This window comes from Nocardia brasiliensis IFM 10847 (assembly GCF_000710915.1).
Taxonomy (GTDB): domain Bacteria; phylum Actinomycetota; class Actinomycetes; order Mycobacteriales; family Mycobacteriaceae; genus Nocardia; species Nocardia brasiliensis_A.
Genome location: NZ_BAUA01000046.1, coordinates 84,509 through 103,640, shown reverse-complemented (window position 1 = coordinate 103,640; position 19,132 = coordinate 84,509). Strand labels below are relative to the sequence as shown.

General features: G+C 68.3%; 18 protein-coding genes and 1 tRNA gene. 11 read left to right on the top strand and 8 right to left on the bottom strand.

The window, feature by feature from the left end; all coding sequences use genetic code 11:
* Nucleotide 1 precedes the first annotated feature (1 nt).
* Nucleotides 2–394: a RidA family protein gene (locus NBRGI_RS10040; RefSeq protein WP_029894791.1), complete on the bottom strand. Its 393-nt coding sequence runs from the start codon at nt 392–394 to the stop codon at nt 2–4.
* 128 nt (nt 395–522) lie between these two features.
* Here NBRGI_RS10040 and NBRGI_RS10035 point away from each other — a divergent pair, with 128 nt between their 5' ends.
* Complete coding sequence (locus NBRGI_RS10035; protein ID WP_029894790.1) at nt 523–2,094, top strand: esterase-like activity of phytase family protein; 1,572 nt, start codon at nt 523–525, stop codon at nt 2,092–2,094.
* On the opposite strand, the gene NBRGI_RS10030 is transcribed toward NBRGI_RS10035, so the two are convergent.
* The 3 genes from NBRGI_RS10030 to NBRGI_RS10020 form a co-directional block, all read right to left on the bottom strand.
* Nucleotides 2,075–2,812: a DUF998 domain-containing protein gene (locus NBRGI_RS10030; RefSeq protein ID WP_051727635.1), complete on the bottom strand. Its 738-nt coding sequence runs from the start codon at nt 2,810–2,812 to the stop codon at nt 2,075–2,077. The genes NBRGI_RS10035 and NBRGI_RS10030 overlap by 20 nt on opposite strands.
* Before the next feature lie 492 nt (nt 2,813–3,304).
* Nucleotides 3,305–3,721: a very short patch repair endonuclease gene (locus NBRGI_RS10025; protein WP_081877984.1), complete on the bottom strand. Its 417-nt coding sequence runs from the start codon at nt 3,719–3,721 to the stop codon at nt 3,305–3,307.
* A 194-nt stretch (nt 3,722–3,915) separates the two neighbouring features.
* On the bottom strand, nt 3,916–5,049 hold the full coding sequence (locus NBRGI_RS10020; RefSeq protein WP_029894784.1) for a DNA cytosine methyltransferase: 1,134 nt from the start codon (nt 5,047–5,049) through the stop codon (nt 3,916–3,918).
* A 391-nt stretch (nt 5,050–5,440) separates the two neighbouring features.
* Between NBRGI_RS10020 and NBRGI_RS10010 the strand changes: the two genes are divergently transcribed.
* The 5 genes from NBRGI_RS10010 to NBRGI_RS09990 all read left to right on the top strand — a co-directional run bounded on the left by NBRGI_RS10010 (nt 5,441) and on the right by NBRGI_RS09990 (nt 13,477).
* Nucleotides 5,441–6,688, top strand: coding sequence for a KasA/KasB family beta-ketoacyl-ACP synthase (locus tag NBRGI_RS10010; protein ID WP_029894781.1), 1,248 nt, complete (start codon nt 5,441–5,443; stop codon nt 6,686–6,688).
* Nucleotides 6,689–6,794: 106 nt separating this feature from the next.
* A complete protein-coding gene (fadD32, locus tag NBRGI_RS10005) occupies nt 6,795–8,723 on the top strand; it encodes a long-chain-fatty-acid--AMP ligase FadD32 (protein ID WP_029894779.1) in 1,929 nt (642 codons plus the stop codon).
* Between the two features lie 293 nt (nt 8,724–9,016).
* A complete protein-coding gene (locus NBRGI_RS10000) occupies nt 9,017–10,936 on the top strand; it encodes an ABC transporter ATP-binding protein (protein WP_029894777.1) in 1,920 nt (639 codons plus the stop codon).
* Nucleotides 10,933–12,807 (top strand): ABC transporter ATP-binding protein, encoded by a 1,875-nt coding sequence (locus tag NBRGI_RS09995; RefSeq protein WP_029894775.1) that lies wholly within the window; start codon nt 10,933–10,935, stop codon nt 12,805–12,807. The genes NBRGI_RS10000 and NBRGI_RS09995 overlap by 4 nt, the downstream gene beginning before the upstream one ends.
* A 52-nt stretch (nt 12,808–12,859) precedes the next feature.
* Nucleotides 12,860–13,477 (top strand): putative glycolipid-binding domain-containing protein, encoded by a 618-nt coding sequence (locus NBRGI_RS09990; RefSeq protein WP_014981038.1) that lies wholly within the window; start codon nt 12,860–12,862, stop codon nt 13,475–13,477.
* 43 nt (nt 13,478–13,520) lie between these two features.
* On the opposite strand, the gene NBRGI_RS09985 is transcribed toward NBRGI_RS09990, so the two are convergent.
* Nucleotides 13,521–14,531: a prephenate dehydrogenase gene (locus tag NBRGI_RS09985; protein WP_200882146.1), complete on the bottom strand. Its 1,011-nt coding sequence runs from the start codon at nt 14,529–14,531 to the stop codon at nt 13,521–13,523.
* On the opposite strand from NBRGI_RS09985, the gene NBRGI_RS09980 reads away from it, so the two are divergent.
* From NBRGI_RS09980 to NBRGI_RS09970, 3 genes are all read left to right on the top strand, one after another.
* On the top strand, nt 14,530–15,069 hold the full coding sequence (locus NBRGI_RS09980; protein WP_029894770.1) for a tRNA adenosine deaminase-associated protein: 540 nt from the start codon (nt 14,530–14,532) through the stop codon (nt 15,067–15,069). The two genes, NBRGI_RS09985 and NBRGI_RS09980, sit on opposite strands and share 2 nt — an antisense overlap.
* Nucleotides 15,070–15,100: 31 nt before the next feature.
* Nucleotides 15,101–15,535 carry a nucleoside deaminase gene (locus NBRGI_RS09975; RefSeq protein ID WP_029894767.1) on the top strand — a complete coding sequence of 145 codons (435 nt, stop codon included), beginning with the start codon at nt 15,101–15,103 and terminating at the stop codon, nt 15,533–15,535.
* Nucleotides 15,536–15,596: 61 nt separating this feature from the next.
* Nucleotides 15,597–15,687, top strand: a tRNA-Ser gene (locus NBRGI_RS09970).
* An 86-nt stretch (nt 15,688–15,773) separates the two neighbouring features.
* On the opposite strand, the gene NBRGI_RS09965 is transcribed toward NBRGI_RS09970, so the two are convergent.
* Both NBRGI_RS09965 and NBRGI_RS49595 read right to left on the bottom strand, forming a co-directional pair.
* Nucleotides 15,774–16,058: a DUF427 domain-containing protein gene (locus NBRGI_RS09965; protein WP_029894766.1), complete on the bottom strand. Its 285-nt coding sequence runs from the start codon at nt 16,056–16,058 to the stop codon at nt 15,774–15,776.
* 24 nt (nt 16,059–16,082) lie between these two features.
* On the bottom strand, nt 16,083–16,505 hold the full coding sequence (locus NBRGI_RS49595; protein ID WP_029894764.1) for a helix-turn-helix domain-containing protein: 423 nt from the start codon (nt 16,503–16,505) through the stop codon (nt 16,083–16,085).
* Between the two features lie 72 nt (nt 16,506–16,577).
* Here NBRGI_RS49595 and NBRGI_RS09955 point away from each other — a divergent pair, with 72 nt between their 5' ends.
* Entirely contained in the window at nt 16,578–17,192 is a 615-nt protein-coding gene (locus tag NBRGI_RS09955; RefSeq protein ID WP_029894763.1) for a class I SAM-dependent methyltransferase, read from the top strand.
* A 69-nt stretch (nt 17,193–17,261) separates the two neighbouring features.
* On the opposite strand, the gene NBRGI_RS09950 is transcribed toward NBRGI_RS09955, so the two are convergent.
* On the bottom strand, nt 17,262–17,933 hold the full coding sequence (locus NBRGI_RS09950; protein ID WP_051727634.1) for a TetR/AcrR family transcriptional regulator: 672 nt from the start codon (nt 17,931–17,933) through the stop codon (nt 17,262–17,264).
* 46 nt (nt 17,934–17,979) lie between these two features.
* Here NBRGI_RS09950 and NBRGI_RS09945 point away from each other — a divergent pair, with 46 nt between their 5' ends.
* A complete protein-coding gene (locus NBRGI_RS09945; RefSeq protein ID WP_081877982.1) occupies nt 17,980–19,125 on the top strand; it encodes an acyl-CoA dehydrogenase family protein in 1,146 nt (381 codons plus the stop codon).
* Nucleotides 19,126–19,132: the final 7 nt, after the last annotated feature.

Genomic DNA, 19,132 nt, shown 5'->3' with positions numbered 1-19,132 from the left:
GCTATCCGCCGATGATCGCGTCCGCTTCGATCTCGACCAGCAGCGCGGGCGTGATCAGCGCGCTGATCTCGTACATCGAGGTGGCGGGACGGATCTCGCCGAACACCTCGGCGTGCACCCTGCCGACCTCGGCCCAGCGCGAGATATCGGTGACGAAGATGCGGGTGCGCACCACGTCGGACAGGCTCGCCCCGGCCTCGGTGAGTGCACTGGCGATGCGGCGCAGCACCTCGCGCGTCTGTTCGCCGATATCGTCACCGCCGACCGCGGTGCCGCCGCTGACCGAGGCGGTGGTGCCACTCACCGCGACGGTGTCGCCGATCCGGACGGCGCGGCTGTAGCCGACGAGATCTTCGAATTCGGAGCCGGAGGCGATGTTCACGCGAGCAGTCATGGCGACAGCATCGCACGGCGCGATCGGCACGGTCATCGGCTTTTTCCGGGGTTAGCTGAGCCGAAACCGGCACCGAGTTGTCACCCGCGCGTCGTCCAGATTTCGGATCGGCGCGGTAGGCATTCCGGGTGAAAGATCGATCTCGTCCTCGCGTCACCGCCGTTGCCGTCCTCTGTGCCGGTGTGCTGGCCGCAAGCTGCTCCAGTTCCGGCAACGGGGTGGATTTCACCGCGACCGCCGGGCAGCCGCTGGTGATCTCGCTGGATGACCTGCTCGCCAAGACAGGCGGCAGTGCCGCCGTCGGACTCGCCGACCCGGCGCACGGCACACTCGGCCGTCGCGTCGACGGTGCGCTCGTGTACACGCCGAACCCCGGCTACACCGGTGACGACACGTTCGAAGTGACCACCACCGACGCGGTTCGCCTGTACACCACCGACATTGCGGCGCTCGGCGAGTTCGGCGGAACGACGGTGCAGGGCAGCGGGTTCGGCTCGGCATGGACGCCGGTGCCGGGCAGCACGGACGAGTTCTACGGCCTGACCGACCGCGGGCCGAATGTGGACGGTCCCGGCAAGAACGAGAAGCTCTCGCCGACACCGGCTTTCGTGCCGAAGATCGGCCGATTCAAGTTGGTGGGCACGCGCGCGGTGCTGCAATCCACGATCGAGCTGCACACCAAGGCCGGCGTCCCGTTCAACGGTCAGGTCGATGTGGCCGCGAGCACCGGCGAGACGATCAAAGACCTCACCGGAAACGTCTTGCCGCCCACCGATCACGGCCTCGATCCGGAGGGTTTGGTCGCACTGCCCGACGGCACCTTCTGGGTGTCCGACGAATACGGTCCGTTCCTGGTGCATTTCGATGCCAAGGGCGCCGAGATCGAACGGCTCGCCCCGGGTTCCGGGCTGCCCAAGGAACTTTCGCTGCGCACGCCGAACCAGGGTATGGAGGGCCTGACGGTCACCCCCGACGGCAGCACCCTCGTCGGCCTGATGCAGAGCGCGCTCAACACTCCCGGCCTCAGCGGCTCCGCGAAGGAGGTTCCGCTGACCCGTATCGTCACCGTCGATCTGAAGACGAAGGCGCTGAAGGAATTCGTGGTCCCGCTGGAGAACCCGAAGAGCACCAAGGTCGCCGACTCGGAGATCACCGCGCTCAGTGCCACCACGTTCCTGGTCGATGAGCGCGACGGGAATCTGGCGCCGAAGGGTGACAAGAAGCTGTGGACGGTCGACATCGCCGCCGCGACCGATGTCGGTCCGGACGCGAAAGTGCCCGGCGCGCAGTATGACCCGGAGCGCGGCTTGCAGGTCGACGGCAAGTCGCTGGAGGCGCTGGTCGGTTCGGTCACCACCGCGGAGGGCGTCACCGCGCTCACCAAGGCCGGCATCACCCCGGCGGCCAAGCCGAAGAATCTCGATCTCGGCGCCCTGGTGAGAGAACTCGACGCGAACGGAAAGTTCTTCGGCCACGACAAGATCGAGGGCGTCGCCACCACGGACGGCGGCAAGACGCTCTACATCGCCAACGACAGCGACTTCGGCCTGGCCGCGAGCACCGGCGAACAGCCGCCCTTCGGGCTGAAGCCGAAGACGCTGCCGAACGGCGTGCAGGACAGCGGGGAGATCCTCTTCGTCGACACCACCAAGTTGCCGGCGAAGACCGGGACCCACACGGTCAAGGTGACGGTGAAGTAGCTTCGCCGGGGTCCGGGTCGGTCCATTCCCGGCCCTCCAGGATCACCGCGGCGGCCAGCGTGATCAGCCACAGTGACATCGAGCTGACCTGGATGCGCTGGGCGATGCCCAAGGCATAGTTGCCGGGCAAGTTATCGGCAACCAGCATCCAGACAGTGGCCGCCGACCCGAGCACGAGAACCACGAGGCCGAACTCGCGCAGGATCCGCCAGCGGTGGTAGCGGAAAGCGGCCAGGCTGAACGCGAACGTCGCGACCGCGATCGACGTCACCGCGATGGTGCTGGACAGTGCGTGCGGCTGGTGCAGCTGCGGGAACAACTCGCTGCCGCCCCCGCCGCACGTGGTGTCGCCCTTCGCGCAATCGCGCAACGGCAACAGCACATCGGCAATGGTGGCGGCACCGAAACAGAACAGGGCGACCCAGCCGACGGTGGTGAGCCGGCGCCGGGGGAACAGCAGTAGACCGCCGATCGCGGCGGGGATCAGCAGTGCGCCGACGATCTTGTCGGCGGTCGCGAACACCTGCCGGTAGGGCTTGCCTTCGGCGTCCAGTTCGCTGAGGAACGAGTTGACGGGGTCGATGTCGAGCTTCAGGAAAAACTCGAGCACCCACGACGAATAGCAGAGTCCCGCGATCAGGATGGCCGCCGCGATCACCAAGGACGCCACCCGCACGCGCCGTTCGGCGATCTTCCGGCTACCAGTCACGGAAACCATTCTCCTGCCTGCCGCTGGACCGATGACCAACGGTAGGCCAGCGTGTCTCGGCTGTCACACGGCATTGCCAAGCGATACACAGGCTCTTGTCAGGTTCGGTGGCCACTCTGGGCAGGGAAGCGTTCCCAAGGAGGTTCCCATGATCGGCTACGCAACAGCCGCCGCCGCCCTCGCGGTGATGTCCGTAATGGTGGCGTCGAGCTACGTGGCCGCCCACGCGCCCCGCACCCTCGTCCGAGTCCGCAACCGCTAGTCCTCCTAGGGTCACCGCCCGCTGGCAACCCTCGTCACCTGACTTCGCCGCGTCGCCTGCCGCTGCGCCTCGTGATGGGCGGCGGCCGCGTGGGCCGACGGCACGATGGCGCGTGCGCCCGCCGAGTGACCAAGATCAGGGGGAACTCATGGCGGCATCGTCCGAGAAGCCACCGCCACCAGTTCCCCCTGATCTTGAAAAGTCCTGGAGCTACGGCGCCGCGCTCGATGCCCCGGCGTTCAGCTGCGCAGTGCCGCTTGGACCCGGTCCGCTGCGGCGACCGCGTCCTCGTGTTCCCACACGCGGATGACCTGCCAGCCCGCTTCGGTCAGCGCGGCGTCCGTCGCGCGATCGCGCGCCACGTTCCCGGCCAGTTTCGCGGCCCACCACTCGCCGTTGTTGCGAGGATCGGTGGCGTGCTGCGGGCACCGATGCCAGAAACAGCCGTCCACGTAGACCGCGACGCGCAGCCGGGGAAACACCAGGTCGGCTCGTCGCCGCTGTCCGCGGATCGGCGCCCGATCGACGAAGTACCGCAGCCCCCGTCGATGTAATTCCTTGCGCAACGCCAGCTCCGGTTTGGTACCGCTGCGCCGCTGCCGCGCCATCCGCGCACTCGTCGCCGCATCCGTGATCGGACGCCCTCTCGCGCGCACTGATTCGCTCCCCGCGCGCGTGTCGTTCGGCGATTCCCCGCGCGGCGTGCGATTTCCCGTGCGGCGCGATCCGCTGTCCGCGTGGGTGGCTGCCCTCCTTGGTTCGGCGTGCTCCGCGGGCTCGGGGGTGACGTTTGTGGGTGGGTTGTCCGGCGGTGGACTGGTCGGTGCGTGCCTGTCTGCCGGATCGCAGCTCATGCGGCCCAGCCGCCCATGCGGTGGAGGTGGCTTTCCACGTCGTCGAGGAAGCCTGGCGGGAAGCGGAGGCTGCCCATGGTGGTGCGGCGGAGGAAGCCGGCGGTGGCGCGGGCGGACAGGAGGCGGGAGTCGGTGAGGTAGTTCCGCAGGTCCTCGTAGCGTTCGTGCACGGGCCAGGTGGAGACCGGCACCCGATAGGCGACGCCGTTGTGACCCCAGGCCGCGGTGGGCCACGGTGTTCCGGGTGGTAGCGGCTGATCGCCCGGGATGGGGTCCAGTGGTGCGCTGAGCCGCGAGCCCACCCAGTCGGCCATTCGGACGCTCACCGCGTTGCCGACCAGCTTCCACCGATGTCCTTTGCGCACCCCGGGCACGTCCGCGGCGGGCGCGGTCCATTCGGGATCGAAGCCTTGCAGCCGTTCCACATCCACCAGTCCGGGCGTGACGATCTCGCCGGAGGGCAGCCGTACGGCGGGCGGGCTGGCGATCCCCAAGGCCGAGCCGCCCTTGAGCGTCGGTACCGCGTTCACCGCCCAGCCCAGGCCACGGACGCCTTCGGTCCAGTAGAAACCGCACGGGTCGTGGTCGGCGTCGCCGACGATGCGCGGCCCGGCGTCGTCGCCGAACAGCACCCCGCGCGGGTCCTCGGTGCGCGAGGCGAGCATCAGCACCCGCTGACGCCGCTGTGGCAGGCCGAACGCACGCGCGTCCACCACCCGGTAAGCCCAGGTGTAGCCGAGCTCCTCCAACGCCGCCGTGATGTGCCGCATCGCCGCACCCCGGCCGAGTTGCAGCATGAACGGCACGTTCTCGATCAACAGCCAGCGCGGCCCGCGTTTGCGCCGCACCAACCGGAACACCTCGTCGACCAGTCCGGAGCGTTTCCCGGTGATGCCCGCGGTGCGGCCGGCCTGGGACAGATCCTGGCAGGGAAACCCGGCGGCGACCAGCTCGGTGCCCGCGGGGATCGCGCGCAGCGTGGTGATGTCGGAATGCAGTGGCACGTCGGGAAACCGCGCGGCCAGCACGCCTTGCGCGCCGGCATCGATCTCGCACAGCAGCTCGGTCTGCCAGCCGTTGTGCCCGAGACCGAGCTCGAGCCCGCCGATCCCGGCGAACAGCCCGACCATCCGCGCGCCCGTCACCGACCGTCCTTCCTCGCCTCGGTGGCCGGGTCGCGCCGACCTCGCGCCCCGTGCCCGGGGTAGCAGGTTACTCGAGTTGCCCGGCACCGTCCGCGAACAACGCGATGACGGGCAGCGGACAGCGCCGGTGGTGGCGCGCCTGGTACGGTCCGCGTGTCAGCAAGATGATCGGTCTGCTGCTCCTCGATAATGCTCATCGGCCGATCACGTGCGGCCCTGATGACAGGCTCGGCGGGCGTTCTGCCTGCGTTCATGCGTGCTCCGCGCGGATGCCGCCCCGGTTTCTCCGGCGCGTCCGCGGACGAAATGCCATTGCTCCACCAGGTTTTCGGCTCGGCAGATTTCTTAGTCGTCACGCTAGGGAAAGTGAGCGAACATGCAGATACCTTCGAAAAACAGGAGCTTTCCCAACGTGGTCGTCACCAGCCTGGCGGCGACCACGTCGATCGCCGGTGACGTCGATTCGACCTGGAAAGGCCTGCTCAACGGGGAGAGCGGCATCGACGTCCTGGAAGACACCTTCATCGACCAGTTCGAGCTGCCGGTGCGCATCGGCGGGCACCTGAAGGTCTCGCCCTCGGACTGCCTCACCCGTAACGAGGTGCGCAACCTGTCCTACGTGGAGCAGATGGCGACCGTGCTGTGCCGCGAGGTGTGGCGCAACGCGGGCAGCCCCGAGGTCGACAAGGACCGGCTCGGCGTGTCCATCGGTACCGGCATCGGCGGCAGCGAATACCTGGTCGGGGCCAGGGACCGGCTGGAACACGGTGGCTACCGCAAGGTTTCGCCGCTGACCATCCAGCGGATCATGCCGAACGGTTCGGCCGCCTGCGTCGGCGTGGAGCTGGGCGCGCGAGCGGGTGTGGTGACTCCGGTGTCGGCGTGCTCCTCCGGTTCCGAGGCGATCGCCAACGCCTGGCAGATGATCGTCATGGGCGACGCGGACATGGTGGTCACCGGGGGCGTCGAGGGTTCGATTCAGGCCGTGCCGATCGCGGCGTTCACCATGATGCGCGCGATGAGCACCCGCAACGACGCCCCGAAGAACGCCTCGCGTCCGTTCGACAAGGACCGTGACGGGTTCGTCTTCGGCGAGGCCGGCGCGATGATGGTGATCGAGACCGAGGAGCACGCGAAGGCGCGCGGCGCGACGATTCACGCGCGCATCATGGGCGCGGGCATCACCTCCGACGCGTTCCATCTGGTCGCGCCCGAGCTCGAGGGCAAGGGCGCCGCGCGCGCGATGACCAAGGCGATCGAGAAGGCCGGGCTGTCCAAGCGCGACATCACGCACGTGAACGCGCACGCCACCGCGACCCCGATCGGCGATACCGCCGAGGCGAAGGCCATCGCGGCCGCGGTCGGCAATCACACCTCGGTGTACGCGCCCAAGTCGGCGCTCGGCCATTCGATCGGCGCGGTCGGCGCGCTCGAATCGGTGCTCACCGTGCTGTCCATTCGCGACGGGATCGTGCCGCCCACACTGAATTTGGACAATCAGGACCCGGAAATCGACCTCGACGTCGTCAAAGGCCAAGCCAGGGCAGGGCGGATCGATTACGCCGTGAACAACTCCTTCGGTTTCGGAGGGCACAACGTGGCGATCGCCTTCGGGCGGTACTGAGCGACGGAAGGCGGCGCACCTGCTAGCCTTCCCGACGCTTCGTTATCGACCTGTGTTCGGTGTAACTGCACGGCCTGAGTGCGTGCTTTGGCAAAAGGATAAGGCGATGATCGACGAGACTTTCGACGACTATTTGGATGACCAGGGCAATATCAAGATCCGCGGTGACAAGACCCTCATCGACTTCGTCGACAAACACAGTGCGGAGAACGGCGACGACCTCGCTTACCGCTATATCGACTATTCGCGGGAACGCGACGGTGAGTACCACGAGCTGACCTGGCGGCAGTTCGGCGTCCGATTGCGTGCCGTCGCAGCCCGCTTGCAGCAGGTGACCGAGCCGGGTGACCGGGTGGCGATTCTGGCGCCGCAGGGGCTCGACTATGTCGTGTCCATCTTCGCGGCGGTCTACGCGGGCAATATCGCGGTGCCGCTGTTCGATCCGGAGGAGCAGGGGCATACCGATCGGCTCACCGCGGTGCTCGGCGACTGCACGCCCGCGGCGATTCTCACAGTCGGCTCCGCGGCCGGGGGCGTGCGGAACTTCTTCCGGCATCTGCCCGCGCCGCAGCGGCCGCGAATCATTGCGGTGGAAGCGATTCCGGACAGCGTCGGCGCGACCTGGGTGCGGCCGGATATCAATATCGACAGCGTGGCCTATCTGCAATACACCTCCGGTTCCACCAGAACGCCCGCGGGCGTGGAGATCACGCACCGCGCGGTGGGCACCAACCTGCTGCAGATGATCGACGCCATCGGCGTCACCGAGAATTCCCGCGGCGTCACCTGGTTGCCGCTGTTCCACGATATGGGCCTGCTCTGCGTGATCCTGCCGACGGTGGGCGGCGGATTCATCACCATCATGTCGCCGAGCGCGTTCGTCCGGCGGCCGTACCGCTGGATCAAAGAACTGGCCGCCGCCTCGGACGGCGCCGGAACCTTCGCCGCCGCACCGAATTTCGCGTTCGAACACGCGGCGGCCCGCGGTAAGCCGAAGCCGGGCGAGGAACTCGATCTGTCGAATGTGATCGGCCTGATCAACGGCAGTGAACCGGTTTCGGTGTCGTCGATGAAGAAATTCAACGAGGCGTTCGCCCCGTACGGGCTGCCGAAGACGACGATCAAACCCTGCTACGGCATGGCCGAGGCGACGTTGTTCGTCTCGGCGACCAAGGCCGAGGACGAGGCGCGGGTCGTGTACGTCGATCGCGCGCAACTGAATTCGGGCCGAATGGTCGAGGTCGAGGAGGGCGCGGAGAACTCGATCGCGCAGGTCTCCTGCGGCTATGTCGCGCTGTCGCAGTGGGCCACGATCGTCGATCCGAGCACCGGGGTGGAGCGGGCCGACGGCGAGGTCGGCGAGATCTGGCTGCACGGCGAGAACATGGGCATCGGCTACTGGGGGCGTCCGGAGGAGACGGCCGCCACCTTCCGCGCCAAGCTGACCGCCCGGCTGCCCGAGGGCAGTCACGCGACCGGTACCGCCGAGGACGCGAACTGGATGCGCACCGGCGACTACGGCGCCTACCTCGACGGCGAGCTCTACATCACCGGCCGGGTCAAGGACCTGGTGATCGTCGACGGCCGCAATCACTACCCGCAGGATCTGGAGTTCTCCGCGCAGGAGTCCAGTACCGCGCTGCGACCGGGTTTCGTCGCCGCGTTCTCGGTGCCGGCCAACGAACTGCCCGCGCTGGTCTTCGACAAGAACAGCCACTCCGGGCTCCGGTTCGACGCCGACGACACCTCCGAGCAGTTGGTCATCGTCGCCGAACGCAATACCGGTGCGGGCAAACTCGAGACCCAGCCGGTCGCCGATGTCGTGCGCGCGGCCGTCTCGCAGCGGCACGGCGTCACGGTGCGGGATGTGCTGCTCGTGCCCGCGGGTTCCATCCCGCGCACGTCGAGCGGCAAGATCGCGCGGCGCGCCTGCCGCGCCGCGTACCTGGACGGCACACTGCGCGGCGGATACCAGCAGCAGGCGTTCCCGGACGCACCGCAGGAGCGCGAGGCCGAAAGCGCGGGCGTCCGCTAACCCGCCGCGCCACACCCCGACCGGCCGGGCCGCTGTCCACCACGGACAGCGGCCCGGCCGGTCTTTCTTGACCTCGAGGTTACTTCGGGTTGTTGACTGGATTCATGACGGCGACGAGGTGTGCGGCAGGGGTGATATCCAGCACGAATGCCGACGTGCGGGGATCGGCCGGCCCGGAAAATCGGTTGGCTGATGGGGATGTTGATGCCACCCTGGATTGTCGGACCCCGATGCGATCATCAGCGGGCGTCCCGTCTCTTTCCATCGCCAGCCACAGACCTCTAGGGGGAGCTATGTCAGTCGCACTGGACGTCGCGGCAGCCGATCCGGAGGCCGACAGACCGCAGCGGCCCGCGTCGTCGACGCCGGGCCGCCTGGATTCGCTGCGGCGGTTCTGGCCGTATGTGCGTCCGCACCGGCGCGCGCTGCTCGGCGCGACCGTGCTCGCGATCCTCTCGTCGCTGACCGCGATCGCCATTCCACTGGTGATCGCGCGAATCGTCGACGGACCGATCGCCAGGAAGGACTTCGGCGGGGCGCTGTGGCCCGCGCTGCTCGTGCTCGTGCTCGGTCTGCTGGACGCCGCTGGGGTGTGGGGGCGGCGCTGGCTGGTCGCGAAGCCGGCCACCGAGTTCGAGATCACCATGCGCGCCAAGATCTTTCGCAAGCTGCAGACGCTGGCGATCGGACGGCACGACGCGTGGGAGTCGGGTCAGCTGCTGTCCCGCGCGGTCGACGACATGGCCACCATGCGCCGGTTCGTCGCGTTCGCCGGTCCGTTCCTGATCCTGCACATGGTGCTGATCCCGGTCGGCCTGCTCGCCCTGCTGTGGTTGAACTGGCAGATCGGCCTGCTCTTCTTGATCATCTCGATCCCGTTGACCTACATTGCCGTTCGGTTCGAGCGGGAGTACGCCAAGGCGTCGCGCCGCTCGCAGGATCAGGCGGGTGACCTGGCGACCACCGCCGAGGAATCGGCGCAGGGCGTGCGGGTGCTCAAGGCGTTCGGCCGCGGTGGGTTCTTCGGCGGCCGGTTCCGCGCGCAGTCGCGCGAGTTGCAGCAGACCGAGCTGTACAAGGTCCGGCTGGACGCCCGGTTGTGGTCGGCCATGACCGGCATGCCGCAGCTGGCCATCGTGTTCGCGCTCGGTTTCGGCGCCTGGTCGGTGGTGCAGGGCACGATGACGCTCGGCACCCTGGTCGCCGGCATCACGCTGGCGAATTTCCTGCAGTGGCCGATCATCTGGACCGGCTTCCTGCTCGCCGAGTGGAACGACGCGCGCACCGCGGGTGACCGCTACTGGGAGATCATCGATACCCCGGTGGACATCACCGACCCGGCCGATCCGGTCGAGCTGCCCGAGCAGATCGTCGGCGAACTGCGTTTGGAAGGCGTGAAATTCGCCTTCCCCGACGCGAAGGCAGAAGTACTGCACGACGTTTCGCTCAGGATTCGTCCGGGCGAGACGGTCGCGCTGGTCGGCGCGACCGGCAGCGGCAAGACCGCGCTGCTCAACCTGATCCCGCGGCTCTACGACGTCACCGGCGGCGCGATCACCATCGACGGCATCGACATCGCGGACATGCGGCTGGCCGATCTGCGGTCGCTGGTCTCGGTGGCCTTCGAGGAGCCGGTGCTGTTCTCGGCGAGTGTGCGGGAGAACGTCGCGCTGGGCGACCCGTCGGCCACCGACGCCGATGTGCGCCGCGCGCTCGACGTCGCCCAGGCGAGCGAGTTCGTGGACGAACTGCCCTGGGGCTTGGACACCAGGATCGGCGAGCAGGGCCTGAGCCTGTCCGGCGGCCAGCGCCAGCGGCTCGCGCTGGCCCGCGCCGTGCTGAGCGGGGCGGGTGCGCTCGAGGGTGAATACCGGGGGACGGTAGGAGGCGGAGCCGACGGGGTGGGTGAATACCGGGGGACGGTAGGAGGCGGAGCCGACGGGGCGGGTGAATACCGCCGCAGCCGAATCATGGTGCTCGACGACCCGCTGTCCGCGCTGGACGTGGAGACCGAGGAACGGGTGCAGGAGCGGCTGCGCACGGTGCTGACCGGCGCGACCACCCTGCTCGTCGCGCACCGGCCGTCGACGGCGGCGCTGGCCGACCGGGTCGCGGTGCTCGCCGAGGGCCGGATCGTCGCCGAGGGCACCCATGACCAGCTGCTGCGCAGCAGCAGCCGTTATCGCGAACTGATGGGAGGTGAGCAGCAATGAGTACGGAAACCGTCACGTCGAAAGACGCGGCACCGGAGGCGGATTCGTCCGTGACCCCGCGGGACGAGGCCGCCGACTGGCGCGGCATCGCGAGCGAGGACAAGGAGGTCACCCAGGCCGGAAACCTGGTGCTGGCCGGTCGATCCCGGCGGCTGCTGCTCGACCTGATCCGGCCGTACCGCAAGCTGGCGGCGCTGGCGCTGGTGCTCATCGTGGTGGACAACGCCGCGATGGTTTCGGCGCCGCTGTTCGTCGCGCACGGCCTCGACACCGGCATCAGCGAAGGGCGCAAAGGCAATTGGACCCCACTGGCGTGGACGGTCGGCGGGTATCTCGGCGCGGTCCTGCTCGGGGTCGCGACCACGTTCCTGTTCCTGCGCGTGTCCGGCCGGCTGAGCCAGAGCGTCCTGTTCGACCTGCGGGTGCGCTCGTTCACGCACATGCAGCGGCTCAGCGTCGCCTTCCACGAGAAGTACACCTCCGGCAAGGTGGTCGCGCGGCTCACCGGTGACATCGAGACGCTGCAGGAGCTGCTGGAGAGCGCGCTGAATCAGGCGCTCAGCGCGATCCTTTCGGTGCTCACCATCGCGGTGCTGCTGATCTACCTGAACCTGACGCTGGCCGCGATCGTGCTGCTCGGCTTCGTGCCGCTGGTGCTCGTCACCCGCTGGGCGCAGCGCAGGCAGCGCGCCGGATACCGCCGGACCCGCGGTGCCATCGCGAAGGTGGTGGTGCAGTTCGTCGAGTCGATGGGCGGCATGCGCGCGGTGCAGACGTTCCGCCGCGAGCAGCGCAACGAGTCGGTGCTGGCACACGAGGACGCCGAGTTCCAGCGGGCGACCACCGCCGCCATGCGCGGCATGGGCGATTACGCGGGGCTCACCAGGGCGATCGGCAACATCACCCGGGTGGTCATCATCGTGGTGGGCGCCTGGCTGGTGATCGAGGGCAACCTCGCGCTCGGCGTGCTCGCGGCATACCTGTTGTACCTCAACGAGTTCTACGGTCCACTCGACGAACTCGCGCAGGTGTTCAACTCGTACCAGTCCGCCGCGGCGGCGCTGGAGAAGATCTCCGGCGTGCTCGAGGAAGAACCCTCGGTGCGCGAACCCGCCGAGCCGGTGCCGCTGACCAAGGCCACCGGCGCGGTCCGGATGGACCGGGTGTCGTTCGGCTACGGCGAGCGTGAGGTGCTGCCGGAGTTCACTCTCGATATCCCCGCGGGACAGGTCGTCGCTCTGGTCGGTGCCACCGGTGCGGGCAAGTCGACCCTGGCCAAGCTGCTGACCCGGTTCTACGACCCGTCCAGCGGCACGGTCACCCTCGACGGGATCGACCTGCGCCGGATCACCGACACCGACCTGCGCCGCAATGTCGTGATGGTCACCCAGGAGTCCTACCTGTTCTCCGGTTCGGTGGCCGACAACATCCGGCTCGGCCGGCCCGACGCGTCCGACGCGGAGGTGTTCGCGGCGGCCCGCGCGGTCGGCCTGTACGAGTTCGTGCAGGCGCTGCCGGAGGGTTTCGACACCGACGTGCGCAAGCGCGGTGGCCGGTTGTCCGCGGGCCAGCGGCAGCTGGTCGCCTTCGCCCGGGTGTTCCTCGCCGACCCGGCGGTGATCGTGCTGGACGAGGCCACGTCCAGCCTCGACATCCCGGGCGAGCGGCTGGTGCAGCGGGCACTGGAGACGGTGCTGCGCGACCGCACCGCGATCATCATCGCGCACCGGTTGTCCACGGTGGCCATCGCCGACCGGGTGCTGGTGCTGGAATCGGGCCGCGTCGCCGAGGACGGCACCCCGGATGAGCTGATCGCGGGCACCGGCAAGTTCGCCAGCCTGCACGCGGCGTGGCGCGAGTCGTTGGTGTGATGCGGGCCCGGTGTGGTGCGGGCAACGGCCTGGCGTCGCTTACGGTAGAGATGTGACGATCCCAGCCTCCGAGAGCCAAGCCACTGGCAACGAGACGCCACCGGCCTCCCGTTGGCCGGCGATTCTCACCTGGCGCGCGCACAACGCGTCCCGGATGGAATCGGTGCGCGTGACCCTCAACGGCAACCGTATCCGCGCCGCCGGTCGCATGATCGGCGGCGCGTGCGACGACCACCCGGCCTTCAGCGCGTCCTACGACCTGGTGACCGACGAGAGCGGCGCCACCAAACGCCTCTCGCTGCGCACCACCACGGCCGCGGGCGAGCGGCACGCTTCCATCGCCCGGGACGAGGAGAACTACTGGCTGGTGGACGCGGGCGGCAGCCACGTCCGCTCCACCTTCGCGGGCGCGCTGGACGTGGACGTGGTGCTCAGTCCGTTCTTCAATACGCTGCCGATCCGGCGCTTCGACCTGCAGCACGCGGTGCACGATGTGCAGGTGCCGGTGGTCTATGTGCGGCTGCCGGACCTGCTCGTCCAGGAAGCCAGCCTGACCTACAGCGCGGCGGCCGACGGCATCAGTGTGCTGTCGCCGGTGTCCAGCGCGACCGTCACCGTCGATGCCGACGGTTTCCTGCTCGACTACCCGGGCCTGGCCGAACGCATCTGATAATCCGAAGTCCAGGAAATTCGATGCCTTCCTGGACGCGGCACTAGTCCAGTTGCGTGATGACGCCGCCGCGTTGTCCCGCGTCGCGCAACTTCGCCAGCCAATTGTGGTCGCCGGGGCGGATATCGGTGATTTCCCAGCGTTGCGCGGTTTCGTAGCGTTGCCTGGCGTCGTGTCCCGCCTCGACCAGCTCGGCCAGGGAATTGTCGGCGCGCAGTGTGTCGCGGGCCGCGCCGAGCAGCGTGAGCGTTTCCTCGAGCACGTCGAGCAGCGCGCCGGAATTCGGTTCACAAATGGCACGCACCAGATCGGGTGCGGTGCCCGCGACCCGGGTGCCGTCGCGGAAAGAACCGGCCGCCAGACCCAACGCGAGATCGCCGCCTGCCGCACCGGCCACCGCCAGCGCCTCGGCCAGCACATGCGGCAGATGCGAGATCCTGGCCACCGCGCGGTCGTGCTCGTCGGCGACCACCGGCACGACCACCGCGCCGCAGTCCAGGGCCAACCGGGTCACCCTGGTCCACGGTTCGGCCCGGGTGCCCTCGTCCACGCCGACCGCCCAGACGGCGTCCCGGAAAAGATCGGGATCGGTAGCGGCCCAGCCGGATTCGGCCGTGCCCGCCATCGGATGGCCGCCGACGTAGCGGGTCGCCAGTCCTTCCTTGCGCACCGCCGCCGCGACCGGGCCTTTGACACTCACCACGTCGGTCAGCGCGCAGTGCGGCGCGAACGTCGCGACCGCGGAGAGCAGCGGCCCGACCGCGGGCATCGGCACCGCGAGAACCAGCAGCGCGTCGGCCGCAGCGGCTCTGGCGAGTGCGGCGGGCAGGTCTTCGGTGACATCGAATCCGTCGGCCCGCGCCGCGCCCGCGCCGGTCGCCGAACGGTTGAAACCCCAAGCGTCATAGCCGGCCGCGACCGCGGCACGCAGCAGAGAACCGCCGATCAAACCGGTTCCGAGGACACAAACGGAGGCTTTCGGGGCAGCAGTCACCCCAACAGATTCGCATACGACTTCAACATTTCCGCTCGAGCAGACTACCGTTGCGGCCATGGCAGCACAGCGCTCGGGCACGAATAGGGCGACGTCGGACGATTACGACGACGTAGAAGGGTTCGCAGTGGCGGTTGTCCGCGAAGACGGCAAATGGCGGTGCAGCCCGCTGAGCCAGGCGGCACTCACCGATTTGTCCGCAGCGGAAAACGAACTGAAGGCTTTGCGCAGCTCGGGTGCGGTATTCGGCCTGCTCGACATCGACGACGAGTTCTTCATCGTGGTTCGCCCCGCGCCGAGTGGCACCAGGATGCTGGTATCGGACGCGACGGCCGCCATTGATTACGACATCGCCGCCGACGTGCTCGAAGCACTGAACGTGGAAATCCCCGACATCGACCCCGACGAGCTCGACGACATCGAGCCGTGGGAGGAGGGCGACCTCGGCGTGCTCGCCGATCTGGGTCTGCCCGAACCGGTGCTGAGCGTCATCCTCGCCGAAACCGACCTCTACCCGGACGAACAGCTCGGCATGATCGCCCAACGGCTCGGCTTCGCCGACGAACTCTCGGCGGTGCTGGACAAGCTGCCGCGCTGACGTGGGCGCGGACTTCCCTTCCGATACCGACATGGTGCGCGCCGCGATCGCCGCGGCCGCCGCCGCGGACCCCCGCGACGTCCCCGTCGGTGCCGTCGTATTCGATTCCACCGGAAGGGAACTCGCCCGCGCGGCGAACGCCAGGGAGGCGCTCGGTGATCCCACCGCGCACGCCGAGGTCCTGGCGCTGCGTCGCGCGGCCGAGGTGCACGGCGATGGCTGGCGTCTGGAAGGCGCCACCCTCGCCGTCACCCTCGAGCCGTGCACCATGTGCGCGGGCGCCCTGGTACTCGCTCGGGTGTCCCGGCTCCTCTTCGGCGCATGGGAACCCAAGACCGGTGCCGTCGGCTCGCTCTGGGACGTGGTGCGTGACCAACGCCTCAACCACCGCCCGCAGGTCCGCGGCGGCATCCTCGAGTCCGACTGCACCACCCTCCTGACCACCTTCTTCCACACCCAACGCTGACCCCCCACCCCCTCTCCCTGCGGATTTAACGATCAGCCCAGGGTCCGGTATGGTTGTCGGCGGTGGCGTGTCCGAGCGGCCTAAGGAGCACGCCTCGAAAGCGTGTGAGGGGTAACCCCCCTCCGAGGGTTCAAATCCCTCCGCCACCGCCAAAGCCCCGCCCTGTTCCGACAGGTGCGGGGCTTCTTGTTCTGCGAAGCGAGCCCGCTGACCGAGGCCTGCGGGGCTCCTTCGTTGGTCAGTCTTCGATCTGGACGCCGCGCCAGAAGGCGACGTAGCCCTTGATGTTTTTGGCGGCGTCCTTGGTTTCGGGGTAGTACCAGGCGGCGTCTTCGTTGCGTTCGCCGTCGACTTCGATGGTGTAGTAGCTGGCGGTGCCTTTCCACGGGCAGATGGTGTGCGTGTCGGAGTCCCTCAGCAGGTCGGTCTTGACCGAGTCGATGGGGAAGTAGTGGTTTCCTTCGACGACCTCGGTCTTGTCGCTCTGCGCGATGACAGTGCCGTTCCAGGTAGCAGTAGCCATACCTCCACTATGCCGAAACGGGGGTCAGGGGGTTTCGGCGGTGAGTTGGGAGAGTGGGGTGCCGGCCAGGAGTTGGTCCAGGGCGGTGCGCATGGTGGGGCAGTCGCGGGCGGGGTGGTCGGCGGGGCAGTGCAGGGCGTGGGTGAGGAAGGTTTGGGCGGTTCGGGCTTGGGTGATGACTCGGTCGAGGTCGGTGATCTGCTGGGCGAGCAGGTCGCGCCATTCGGGACTGGGGGCGTCGAGGACGGCGCCGGCGGTGTCCAGCGGCAAGCCGAGGCTTTGCGCGACCTTGATGAAGGCGAGGCGGCGCATCTGGTCGGTGTTGTACATCCGTTTGCCGCCGGTGCGGGTGGTCGGGCACACCAAGCCGCGTTCGTCGTAGTAGCGCAGTGCCGACGTGGTCATGCCGAGTATCGCCGCGGCCTGACCGATCGGGATCAGATCCATCCCACTATTTGACTTCAAGTCGACTTGAACCTGCAAGGTGGCGGGAGACAACCACTTCCGAGGAGACCCACCATGAATGCCCCACTGGCTCCCGTCGTCAACCATCACGCCGACCACCGCGGTTTCGCCGGACCGATCGGCCTCGCAATGGGATTCGTCATGCTCGCGCTGGGTCGTCGCCGTGCCCGCCTCGTGGCGGACTTGGCCGAGGTGACCGAGGCCGACCATGTCCTGGATATCGGATGCGGGCCCGGCGGCGCGGTGCAGGCGGCCGCGCGCCGCGGGGCACGGGTGACCGGCATCGATCCGTCCGCTTCGATGCTGCGCCTGGCCCGAGTCTTTGTGCGCGGGAAAACAATTCGCTGGGCAACAGGAGTCGCGGAGAATCTCCCGCTGCCCGACGGCGCGGTCACCGTGGCGTGGGCAGTGGCCACCGTGCATCACTGGCCCGATGTCACCGGGGGCCTGGCCGAGGCGTACCGCGCGCTGCAACCCGGCGGCCGATTCCTCACGGTCGAGCGGGCGGTGCAGGCCGACGCCACCGGCCTGAGCAGCCACGGATGGACCGGAGAACAAGCCGAAGCCTTCGCAAACCTTTGTCGCGCAGCACATTTCACGGAAGTTAAGATCGAGCGGCACGCCATGGACCGCTACACCCTGTGGGCGGTCCATGCCACCCGCCCGTGAAGTCGGTGCGGCTCTGCAAGCATGCACCCCCTCGGCTCCGAAAGCGAAGTCCCTCGGCAGCGAGGGACTTCACCTTCGCTCGTCTGCCGATCTCGGCTCGAGTAATTGCTCGATCAGCGTGTCTGCCAACCATTTATCGTATTTCTCCCCCGGCCACCCCAATTGCCCGACGAGCATGCTGTAAACCGTCGGATGGTTGAGGGTGTACAGCAGGTCTGTCGCCGTCTCCTCGTTGAGTCCGCGGCGCAGGTTTCCTTTCCGCTGTAGCGCTTTGATGGTCTGACGCTGATTCTCGCGGAACTCGTCCTGCATCTTCGTCCACAGCGCGTCGATATCGGCGTCCGCGGCCGCGGCGGCCCGGATGACCTCGAGCAAGGGCGCGATTCTGCCTTTCACTGCCCGCGAATGGGTGGCCTGCAGCCGCAGATGCTGGTGCGCGTCCGGTGCGGCGAGTATTTCTTGGAACCATTCCTGCTCGGTGACCGGCCGTGGGTCGGGTCCGCTTTTGACCGCTCGGTCCCACGCCGCGAGCAGCACCGACCGCTTGTTGCCGAAGGCGAGTTTGACGGTGGGCACGGCGACACCCGCGGCTGCCGCGATATCGGCGAGGGTCGTGCGCACGTAGCCCTCGGCGACGAACAGTCGATGCGCCGCCGCGACGATCTCCGCGCGCGTGGCGGCCGCCTGCTCCGCGCGTTTCGGGGACCGGTAGGGGCGCGAACCCTTGACATCGTCCTCCACGACCGTCACCCTACAGGTATATTGACTAACCTAAGGGGATAGTGAAATGAGCGTAGCGACATCGCCGCCGATAGACGACCCGGCGCTGACTGCGACTGCGGAGGTGGCCGAGCTGGCCAGGGCGCTGGCCGACGAGCCGATCGACCGAGACCGACTGCCGGACGAGGTGGTTCGGGCAGCGCGCCGGGCGGGCCTCTATCGGCTCTGTCTGCCTTCGGAATTGGGTGGATCGGGCACCCCGCTGCCTCTGATCGTGGCCATCGTCGAGCGGCTCGCGTTCGCCGACGGCTCGACCGGATGGTGCACGGCGGTGGCGAACGCGGGCGCGTCGCTGCTGTCCGGCGTCGCTGAACGAGAGGCGCGGATCATTGCGGCCGACTCCGAAAACCTCGTGATTGCAGGCGGTTTCCCGCCGCTGGGCCAGGCTCGACAGCACGGTGACGACTTCGAGGTGTCCGGCCGGTGGCCGTTCGCCAGCGGATGCACTGCCGCGACTTGGTTTCTCGGCGGCATTCAGGTCGTATCGGCCGACGGCGGCGCACCCGGCGCGCGCGTCGCGTTCTTCCCTGCGAACCAGGCCCGCATCATCCGCAACTGGGATGTGCTCGGGTTGCGCGCGACCGGCAGTCACGACGTCGCGGCGGAGCGGCTCACCGTGCCGATGCATCGGTCGACGACGTTGTTCGGCGCACCCCGCTGGTCGGCGGATCCGCTCGCGGCGATCCCGTTCTTCGCGTTGGGATCGCTGTTGGCCGCGGTACCGCTCGGCGTCGCGGCCCGGGCCCTCGACGAACTCCGTCTGCTGTCCTCGACCAGAGTTCCCTCCGGGCAACGGCATTCGCTCGCTGAGGACCCGGTCTTCCAAGATCACCTGGGCACCATGCTGACGCGACTCGGTGCAGCACGCGCCTACCTGTTCGAACGCACCGAATTCCTGTGGCAGAGCGCCGTTGCCGGGGCGGTGCCGCCCGCGGTGCAGGCCGAGGTGTCGATGGCGGTGGGTGCGGCGGTCGACGCGGCACTCGAGGTGGTGCAGTTCGCCCACCGATCGGCAGGGGTTGCGGCGCTGCGTAACCCGCATATTCTTACCCGCTGCCACAACGATGTCGTGGCGGCGAGTAGGCACGCGGCATTCCGTCCTACGTCGCGCCAGGCCGGGGCTCGCTCCTTCCTGGGCCTGCCGCCCGAATAGTCCGAGC

What these genes read in the sequence shown, in the direction of transcription:
- NBRGI_RS10040 (WP_029894791.1), bottom strand. Translation starts at nt 394, where the DNA reads ATGACTGCTCGCGTGAACATCGCCTCCGGCTCCGAATTCGAAGATCTC.
- NBRGI_RS10030 (WP_051727635.1), bottom strand. Translation starts at nt 2,812, where the DNA reads ATGGTTTCCGTGACTGGTAGCCGGAAGATCGCCGAACGGCGCGTGCGG.
- NBRGI_RS10020 (WP_029894784.1), bottom strand. Translation starts at nt 5,049, where the DNA reads ATGGTCGGGCTGTTCGCCGGGATCGGCGGGCTCGAGCTCGGTCTCGGG.
- NBRGI_RS10010 (WP_029894781.1), top strand. Translation starts at nt 5,441, where the DNA reads ATGCAGATACCTTCGAAAAACAGGAGCTTTCCCAACGTGGTCGTCACC.
- fadD32 (WP_029894779.1), top strand. Translation starts at nt 6,795, where the DNA reads ATGATCGACGAGACTTTCGACGACTATTTGGATGACCAGGGCAATATC.
- NBRGI_RS10000 (WP_029894777.1), top strand. Translation starts at nt 9,017, where the DNA reads ATGTCAGTCGCACTGGACGTCGCGGCAGCCGATCCGGAGGCCGACAGA.
- NBRGI_RS09995 (WP_029894775.1), top strand. Translation starts at nt 10,933, where the DNA reads ATGAGTACGGAAACCGTCACGTCGAAAGACGCGGCACCGGAGGCGGAT.
- NBRGI_RS09980 (WP_029894770.1), top strand. Translation starts at nt 14,530, where the DNA reads ATGGCAGCACAGCGCTCGGGCACGAATAGGGCGACGTCGGACGATTAC.
- NBRGI_RS09985 (WP_200882146.1), bottom strand. Translation starts at nt 14,531, where the DNA reads ATGGCCGCAACGGTAGTCTGCTCGAGCGGAAATGTTGAAGTCGTATGC.
- NBRGI_RS09975 (WP_029894767.1), top strand. Translation starts at nt 15,101, where the DNA reads ATGGTGCGCGCCGCGATCGCCGCGGCCGCCGCCGCGGACCCCCGCGAC.
- NBRGI_RS09965 (WP_029894766.1), bottom strand. Translation starts at nt 16,058, where the DNA reads ATGGCTACTGCTACCTGGAACGGCACTGTCATCGCGCAGAGCGACAAG.
- NBRGI_RS49595 (WP_029894764.1), bottom strand. Translation starts at nt 16,505, where the DNA reads ATGGATCTGATCCCGATCGGTCAGGCCGCGGCGATACTCGGCATGACC.
- NBRGI_RS09955 (WP_029894763.1), top strand. Translation starts at nt 16,578, where the DNA reads ATGAATGCCCCACTGGCTCCCGTCGTCAACCATCACGCCGACCACCGC.
- NBRGI_RS09945 (WP_081877982.1), top strand. Translation starts at nt 17,980, where the DNA reads ATGAGCGTAGCGACATCGCCGCCGATAGACGACCCGGCGCTGACTGCG.